This is a genomic window from Candidatus Megaera venefica (genome assembly GCF_034554655.1).
GTDB lineage: Bacteria > Pseudomonadota > Alphaproteobacteria > Rickettsiales > Rickettsiaceae > Megaera_A > Megaera_A venefica.
This window is the reverse complement of sequence record NZ_JARJFB010000098.1, coordinates 1-7,504: the sequence shown is the minus strand read 5'-3', so window position 1 is coordinate 7,504 and position 7,504 is coordinate 1. Positions and strand designations below refer to the sequence as shown.

Below are 7,504 nucleotides of genomic sequence, written 5' to 3'. Positions count from 1 at the left end.
GATAAACTCCCAAATCTACCTTTTTTGTGAAATTTTTTTAAATCACATGATTCTTATCAATTTTGGCGGGGAGACTTTATACAGTTAAGAGATTTAAAGAAGCAAATGATAGAATTAATGAACAACTTAGAATATTTTAGTAAAAATTATGTTGGGCTCAAAAAGTTGTTATGGTAAATGACCTTGAGGGGATTATATTGAAATAGAAAACCATACCTAGCTATCTTGAACTTAAATGGACTTCAAGTGCATTTTTTAACCAAAAATTGTTTTAAAATTTAGATCAAATTTAGGATAAAGATACATGTACCTCATTCTAAGATCTTAGCAACTAAAGTAGATCCTAAACTAGATTGGGTTCTTTTAAAGTCATCCTGAATTTGTTTCAAGATCTCAGACGATGAAGAGAAGGACGAGATACCGAATTCAAGACTGTATGGCTAGTGTATGCGCAAAAAAGATATAGTAAACTCTCACCAGTATTTTGTCTCAAACTAAAGTGCTTGTATGCACAGTACAGAACCGTACAATTATGGTCCTTGATTAGATTTAAAGTCAATCTACTAAAATTATGGGCATTAAATAAAAAAGCTAACTGAATACCTCAGCTAGCTTTTATTACAAAGCAAATGCGCTTTTAAAGAAGGGTAATGGAATTTTAGTTACAAGCGTCTTTAAGCTTTTGGCCAGCTTTAAACTTTGGCTGCTTATACGCAGCAATTTTAATTGCTTCACCTGTTCTTGGGTTACGACCAGCTCTAGCTGCAACTTTAGTAACACTATAATTACCAAAACCAACTAACGAAACTTCTTCCCCTTTGCCTAAAGCTCCAATTACAGAACTTGTAAACATATCTATAACTCTTTCTGCTTCAGCTTTTGTACAGCTGTGTTTGTTAGCGATGTATGATACAAAATCTCCTTTGTTCATAATAATTTTCTCCTTATTAAGTTTATTGCTTCGTTAAGTAATTTAACACTCCCGATTCTAGCACCACCTATCATCAACTAAATAATAAAATAGCACCCTATCGAAATTTTTTATTGGCATACTGGCTACAAAATCACACTAAACTTGTGAGAGTTTGTTTGCACGATCTTCAAATGCTGCAATCATTTTTTTAGTCGCTACAGAAAAGATCAAACCAATAACCATATCTAGTATGGTAGATTTAAACTCAAAATCAACAGAAAAGTTTATTTCTGAGCCATTTTTTAGTTGTTTTATATGCCAACTATTCCTTAAATAACGGAAAGGTCCCGAAATTGCTTCAGCTGTTATTAAGCAATGGCCAGGATTTTGCACCTTTTCAACCCTGGATACATAACTTTCAGAAATCCCTTTAAAGCTTACTTCAAGTTTTGCAGTAATTATATTTTCACTCTTTGATAAGATTACAGCCGAGGTACACCAAGGTAAAAACTCTGGGTATTTCTCAATATCCGTAACAATCGTGCTTATAAGATCTGCGTCATAATTTATTAATCTGGTTTCTTTAAAAGAATGCATCAAGCAACACCTAGAAGTTGATTTCTTGCATTACGCATTTTCTTAAAGTCTTCCCCAGCATGATAGGATGAACGCGTAAGAGGAGAAGCTGATACCATAAGAAAACCTTTAGTCTTAGCTACTCTTTCTAAATAGCTAAATTCTTCTGGTGTAACAAACCTATCCACCTTCGCATGCTTTTTTGTTGGTTGTAGATATTGGCCAATGGTTATAAAATCAACATCTGCAGCTCGGAGATCATCCATAACCTGCAACACTTCATTATTAGTTTCTCCAAGCCCGACCATAATTCCAGATTTAGTGAAAATTTGTGGATTTAGTTTTTTTACATTATGCAATAGGTTAAGAGAATGAAAATAACGGGCACCAGGCCGGATCGCTTTATACAATGAAGGTACTGTTTCTATGTTGTGATTATATACATCTGGAATTGCGGCCACTACAGTCTCAAGAGCACCATCTTTTTTCAAAAAATCTGGAGTTAATATTTCTATTGTTGTATTGGGCGCTGAGTTTCTAATTGCTTTGATGCAGTCGGCAAAATGCCCTGCTCCTCCATCTGGTAGATCATCTCTGTCTACAGAGGTAATTACGACGTGCTCAAGACCAAGCTTACCTATAGCAACTGCTAATCTCTCTGGCTCGTGTGGATCGAGCAAATCTGGCCTTCCGGTCGCAATATTACAGAAAGCACAAGCCCTAGTGCAGACCGAGCCAAGTATCATCACAGTGACATGTTTTTTTTCCCAACATTCTCCAATATTCGGACATGCCGCTTCTTGGCAAACAGTGTTAAGCTTTAGGCTATCAATTAAATTTTTAGTACCTTGATACCCTTTAGAGATTGGAGCTTTAACTCTAATCCAGTCTGGTTTTTTTTCTATCATATCAATTCTCTAACGGGCCAAGCCTGCTGGTTTATTACTAATAGAGCCTAGCACATAATTCTAATAGAAGAGTTATAATTCAATAATATTTGATTTAAGCGCCAAATACTCGATGCCTATAATATCAGTTGTTGTTATAAATGTCTGCAACTTAGTGGATGTAATATACTCTGAAAGCTGCTCCCTTCTTTCTTCATCTAAATGCACAAACAGTTCATCTAACAATAATATAGGTACAAAATTAGTACTTTTAAGAATAGAGTCAATTGATGATAATATAATTGATATCAACAAGGCTTTTTGCTCTCCTGTTGAACAAAGCCTTGCTAATCTCTGCTTAACCTGATGAGTGACAACAAAATCGCTTCTATGTATACCAAAACTAGCTCTACCCAAGTAGGAATCTTTTGCACGACTATTTAACAACTCTTCCTTATAACAGTCGGACGTACTTAAGCCGTCTCTTTGTTCTGAGAATAACTTACTAAGTTTAAGGTTTGCTTTAGGAAAATCTGTAGCTAAGCAATTAATAGATTTTTGCATAAGATCAATTGCTTCTTGCCTTGCATTGCTAATGGCTATAGCCTCTTCGGTTATTTTATCTTCAATCACTCCAAGCCAAGATGTTTCGGATTCCCAACCTCGCTGAGCTAGAACTTTATTACGTTCTCTTACATAATGCTCATATTTGGATAATCTCTTCGCATGCTGAGGGTCGAAATTATATACTATTCTATCAAGGAATCTTCTTCTAATACTAGGAGACGTGGAGAATATACCCTCCATTTGAGGTGTAACCCATATAACATTTAAAAAATTTGTTAATTCTGTACTTGAAATTTTAGAGCCATTATAAGAAATTTTTCTACTTTTTTCCTGCATACGAAAATTAGTTATAATTTCCGCCGCTCCTAGCTTACTATTTAATTTAAAACGCGTTTCCCAGCTATCTTCTCCGTATTTGCACATATCATCAAAGTTAGCCGCTTTAAGCCCTTTACCTGGTGATAGCAATGAAATAGACTCTAATATACTAGTTTTTCCGCTACCGTTAGGACCAACGATAATATTTACTCCATTTGAAACATTTAAAAGTAACTCTGACAAGTTCCTAAAACTAGCAAGTGAGAAACTCTCTAGGTATACATTTTCTATCCTCATATCAAGACGAATATGTGATTTTTATTTGTTTAATAGTTCTCGGGGTTGCTTCTATGATTTCAGCTACTACATCTTCATTAATAACAATTATTTCACCTTTTTCAGGAACGCAACCAGAAATTGCCATAACTAATCCACCAATTGTGTCAATCTCTTCATCTTCATGCCGAAGCTTAATACCAATTGCCTCTTCTATATCTTCAATCTCCACTCTTGCGCTTGTAACTATAAGTCCTGGACGTATTATCTTATAACTATCCTCATCAGTATCTATATCATGCTCATCATCAATCCTACCAACAATTTCTTCAATTATATCTTCAATTGTTACTAAACCATCAGTACCACCATACTCGTCAACTACAACAGCGATGTGAGTGCGATTTATCTGCATTTGAGCTAACAAGTCGATAAGCTTCATCGAATGTGGAGAGATAATGTGTTTTCTTATCAACTTCTTTAAGCTCACTTTTTTAGAGCTAGCAATAACCGCAAACAAATCTTTTATATGGATAAAGCCTGAAATATTATCCAAACCTCCTTTATAAATTAAAGTCCTGGTATGCCCATGCTCTAAAATTGCTTTACATAAGTCTTCTAATTTTGAGTCAATACTGATTGAGGCAATATCTGATCGCGGGATCATTATATCTTCTACCGTTTTTTCAGCAAAATCTTTTAAATTAGAGATTATTTCATGGCCAGTTATTAACTGTGTACCAAAGGGGTAATTATCTTTGGCTGAATCGTTTATTTGGTTGCGCTTATCTTTTTTTATAAAAATATTTGTAAAAAAATTCCTTATTTTTGAAGTTTTTTTATTAGCTAAATTTTTTCGGGGCAAATGACTTTCTTTATCTAACGATTTGGGCATAAATATGTAATTTAAATGGTTTTATTTTCAATATGGGGATTTAATACTAATGGCTTCCAAAATTTCTATTTCTATGGATTCCATTGCTTCTGCATCGTCATCTTTAATATGATCGTATCCAATTAAGTGCAGTATAGCATGAATCACTAAATGTTTAAAATGATCTTGAAAACTAATCAGTTTATTTTTAGCTTCTAGGGCAATTACTTCATATCCGAACGCTATATCACCCAAATACATATAGTCATTATCTGGTGTAAATTCAACTATTTTACGCCAGTCTATTTCAACATCAGGAAAAGATAATACGTTTGTTGCTTTATCTTTTTTTCTGAACTTACCATTAAGGGATTGCATTTGTTTATTACCGGCCAACAGAATAGATAACTCAAATTCTTTCACTACTGAAAAATTTTGATATCTAGACAAAACCATAGAAGCTATTTCAGAAAATAAACGTTCATCTATCTCTGGGTAATTATCCCACTCATCTAGCTCTTTTGCAATCTCGACAATAATGTTCATTAATTTGATTTTCTTCTATAACTCATCTATTATAATCGTTTTACAATTAATATTAAAGCTGTTTAAACACATTAAAGCTGTTTAAACACACCAAGTTGGTATTACTTGAACTATGGCCGAAGGAGACGAAGAAGATAAAGATGCCAAAACTGAGGAACCGAGTCGAAAGAAACTCGAGGACGCGGTAAAAAAAGGCCAAGTAGTAAACTCAAAAGAAGTAACTAGCTTTATTGTGTTTTTACTTCTAACACTAATCACAATATGGGTTATACCAGAAATCATGTTATCACTGAGCAATACGCTCAGATTTTTTGTCGAGAATGCTGGTAATATCCCTATGGATCAAGGTATGCTTGATATATTACTACCAACCGTAATGAAAAAAACCTTGCTATACTTGAGTCCAATTTTTCTTGTGGTAATAATTGCAGCTTTAGTATCTTCTTATTTTCAGTCTGGTGAGTTTATCTTTACCGGCGAAACCATTCAACCCAAGCTGTCTAAGCTATCTATAATGAAGGGTTTTAAGCGAATTTTTTCGATGAAAAGCTTTGTTGAGTTTATTAAAGGTATTTTTAAAATTTCGTTAGTTGGTGCATTTGTTCTACTAATTATCCTTGCAGACGTAAAAGAGCTCAGTCAATACCAAGAGCTTTCGGTAGCAGGAATACTAGATCAGCTGATGACTATGGTTAGACATATTCTTATTCTGGTTACGATAATTATGGCTGTAATCGCTTCAGTTGATTTTGCTTACCAAAGCTACGAACACTATACAGAGCTTAAAATGACCAAACAGGAGGTCAAAGACGAATATAAGCAATCTGAAGGTAACCCAGAAATAAAACAAAAACTGCGTAGTTTAAGGCGTAGTCAGGCTAAAAAAAGAATCAAGCTTACTGTACCTCAAGCAACTGTCGTTATAACTAATCCTGAGCATTATGCTATTGCTTTAAAATATGAAGCTGGAGCTGGACTTGCACCAGTATGTGTTGCAAAAGGTTTGGACTTAATTGCACAGACTATCAAAGAGATAGCGAAAGAATCTAGCATACCTATTGTTGAAAACCCACCACTTGCTAGAGCCCTGTATAAGGATGTAAAGATAGACGAAGAAATACCTATTGATCATTTTGAAGAGGTTGCTAAGATTATTTCATACGTTATGTCACTTGAAGAAAAAACAAAACAAAAGAAGAGATAAAATATGACACTGATATCGCCATCGATACTTTCGGCTGATTTTTGTAATTTAAGAGCTGAAATAGTAGCTTTAGAAGGTGCTGGTGCAGACATGATTCACATTGACGTTATGGATGGTCATTTTGTGCCCAATCTAACTTTTGGCCCAGATGTAATCAAAGCATTAAAGAAGCATACAGCTAAACCTTTTGATGTGCATTTAATGATTGATCACCCAGAGAAATGGATTCAAACCTATGTTGAAGCCGGGGCTGACATAATAACAATTCATCCTGAAGCAACCATTCACCTTGACAGAACTATTTCTCAAATAAAGTCTTATGGTATAAAGGCTGGTATATCTCTTCTACCAACCACCTCAATTAATGTATTTGAATTTATTATAGATAAAATTGACTTAATTCTTGTGATGACTGTTAATCCTGGTTTTGGGGGGCAAAAATTTATGCCAAATCAGCTGAAGAAAATATCGGCTATTTCTTCTATCATTAAAGGAACCGACATTATTCTGGCTGTAGATGGTGGCATTAATGATGAAACTGGAAAATTATGCACACAAGCTGGGGCTAACATGCTGATTTCTGGTAATTATATCTTTACCGGTAATTATAAAGAGCGAATAAATAACTTAAAAAAATAAATATAATGTCAGATGATTTACCTTATGGATTTGTATATCTTAGCTGCGCCTGCCCCACTATTGTTCAAAATATAAAATATGCAACTAATGATAATTTTACTGGTACTATTGTCCCAGGTTATGAAGCGTCAGTAGCAATCTTAACTAAAGAGGCTGTAGAGGCCCTCAATCAAATTCAGCAAGAACTTGAAGCTAAAGACTTAGGTTTATTAGTTTGGGACGCTTATAGACCAACTAAGGCTGTAGATTATTTTCTTTCGTGGGAAAAAGTACCCGATAATCAAGATATTAAGGTAAAATATTACCCTGACTATAAAAAAGCAGAACTTTTTAAAATTGGATTTATTGCACCAGGACATAGTTCGCATAGTCGTGGGTCAACTGTTGATTTAACTATCATAGATAAGAATACTAACGTAGCCCTAGACATGGGAACTGATTTTGATTTCTTTGGGAAAAAATCATACACATCAAGTGTCGAAGTATCTAAGCAAGCTATGCGAAATCGTATTTTTCTAAAAAATATAATGGAAAAATATGGATTCATAGGCATTCCTCAAGAATGGTGGCACTTTACTTTAAAAACAGAACCATTTCCCGACAAGTACTTTAATTTTACTGTTAGGTAGTCTCTCCGTCAAAACTCTAAATTTTTGATATAATTTCAAGAATTTCAAAAATAAATCACCGCACATTCATTTTTT

The 7,504-nt window shown here is 34.3% G+C and carries 9 protein-coding genes; 3 read left to right on the top strand and 6 right to left on the bottom strand.

The annotated features are described in order from the left end of the window. Positions 1-658 precede the first annotated feature (658 nt). The 6 genes from Megvenef_RS06385 to ybeY all read right to left on the bottom strand — a co-directional run bounded on the left by Megvenef_RS06385 (position 659) and on the right by ybeY (position 4,957). The gene (locus tag Megvenef_RS06385) at positions 659-931 is read right to left on the bottom strand and encodes an HU family DNA-binding protein (protein WP_322777143.1); all 273 of its coding nucleotides are present in this window, start codon (positions 929-931) and stop codon (positions 659-661) included. Positions 932-1,069: 138 nt separating this feature from the next. Beyond that, positions 1,070-1,510, bottom strand: a complete 441-nt coding sequence (locus Megvenef_RS06380) for a type II toxin-antitoxin system RatA family toxin (RefSeq protein WP_322777145.1) — start codon at positions 1,508-1,510, stop codon at positions 1,070-1,072. Next, a complete protein-coding gene (gene lipA / locus Megvenef_RS06375) occupies positions 1,510-2,397 on the bottom strand; it encodes a lipoyl synthase (RefSeq protein ID WP_410519768.1) in 888 nt (295 codons plus the stop codon). The genes Megvenef_RS06380 and lipA overlap by 1 nt, the downstream gene beginning before the upstream one ends. 72 nt (positions 2,398-2,469) lie before the next feature. Further along, the gene (gene recF / locus Megvenef_RS06370) at positions 2,470-3,558 is read right to left on the bottom strand and encodes a DNA replication/repair protein RecF (RefSeq protein ID WP_322777142.1); all 1,089 of its coding nucleotides are present in this window, start codon (positions 3,556-3,558) and stop codon (positions 2,470-2,472) included. Position 3,559: 1 nt separating this feature from the next. Next, positions 3,560-4,432 carry a hemolysin family protein gene (locus Megvenef_RS06365; RefSeq protein ID WP_322777141.1) on the bottom strand — a complete coding sequence of 291 codons (873 nt, stop codon included), beginning with the start codon at positions 4,430-4,432 and terminating at the stop codon, positions 3,560-3,562. A gap of 27 nt (positions 4,433-4,459) precedes the next feature. Further along, on the bottom strand, positions 4,460-4,957 hold the full coding sequence (ybeY, locus tag Megvenef_RS06360; protein ID WP_322777140.1) for an rRNA maturation RNase YbeY: 498 nt from the start codon (positions 4,955-4,957) through the stop codon (positions 4,460-4,462). 112 nt (positions 4,958-5,069) lie between these two features. Between ybeY and flhB the strand changes: the two genes are divergently transcribed. Genes flhB through Megvenef_RS06345 form a run of 3 tightly spaced genes read left to right on the top strand, consistent with a single transcriptional unit; the run spans position 5,070 to position 7,429 of the window. After that, on the top strand, positions 5,070-6,161 hold the full coding sequence (gene flhB, locus Megvenef_RS06355; protein WP_322777139.1) for a flagellar biosynthesis protein FlhB: 1,092 nt from the start codon (positions 5,070-5,072) through the stop codon (positions 6,159-6,161). A 3-nt stretch (positions 6,162-6,164) separates the two neighbouring features. Continuing rightward, positions 6,165-6,800: a ribulose-phosphate 3-epimerase gene (gene rpe / locus Megvenef_RS06350; RefSeq protein WP_322777138.1), complete on the top strand. Its 636-nt coding sequence runs from the start codon at positions 6,165-6,167 to the stop codon at positions 6,798-6,800. Positions 6,801-6,805: 5 nt separating this feature from the next. After that, complete coding sequence (locus Megvenef_RS06345; protein WP_322777137.1) at positions 6,806-7,429, top strand: M15 family metallopeptidase; 624 nt, start codon at positions 6,806-6,808, stop codon at positions 7,427-7,429. The last annotated feature ends 75 nt before the right edge of the window (positions 7,430-7,504 follow it).

Coding starts and splice junctions, on each gene's coding strand:
- recF (WP_322777142.1), bottom strand. CDS start 3,558: ATGAGGATAGAAAATGTATACCTAGAGAGTTTCTCACTTGCTAGTTTT.
- ybeY (WP_322777140.1), bottom strand. CDS start 4,957: ATGAACATTATTGTCGAGATTGCAAAAGAGCTAGATGAGTGGGATAAT.
- lipA (WP_410519768.1), bottom strand. CDS start 2,397: ATGATAGAAAAAAAACCAGACTGGATTAGAGTTAAAGCTCCAATCTCT.
- Megvenef_RS06380 (WP_322777145.1), bottom strand. CDS start 1,510: ATGCATTCTTTTAAAGAAACCAGATTAATAAATTATGACGCAGATCTT.
- Megvenef_RS06345 (WP_322777137.1), top strand. CDS start 6,806: ATGTCAGATGATTTACCTTATGGATTTGTATATCTTAGCTGCGCCTGC.
- flhB (WP_322777139.1), top strand. CDS start 5,070: ATGGCCGAAGGAGACGAAGAAGATAAAGATGCCAAAACTGAGGAACCG.
- Megvenef_RS06385 (WP_322777143.1), bottom strand. CDS start 931: ATGAACAAAGGAGATTTTGTATCATACATCGCTAACAAACACAGCTGT.
- rpe (WP_322777138.1), top strand. CDS start 6,165: ATGACACTGATATCGCCATCGATACTTTCGGCTGATTTTTGTAATTTA.
- Megvenef_RS06365 (WP_322777141.1), bottom strand. CDS start 4,432: ATGCCCAAATCGTTAGATAAAGAAAGTCATTTGCCCCGAAAAAATTTA.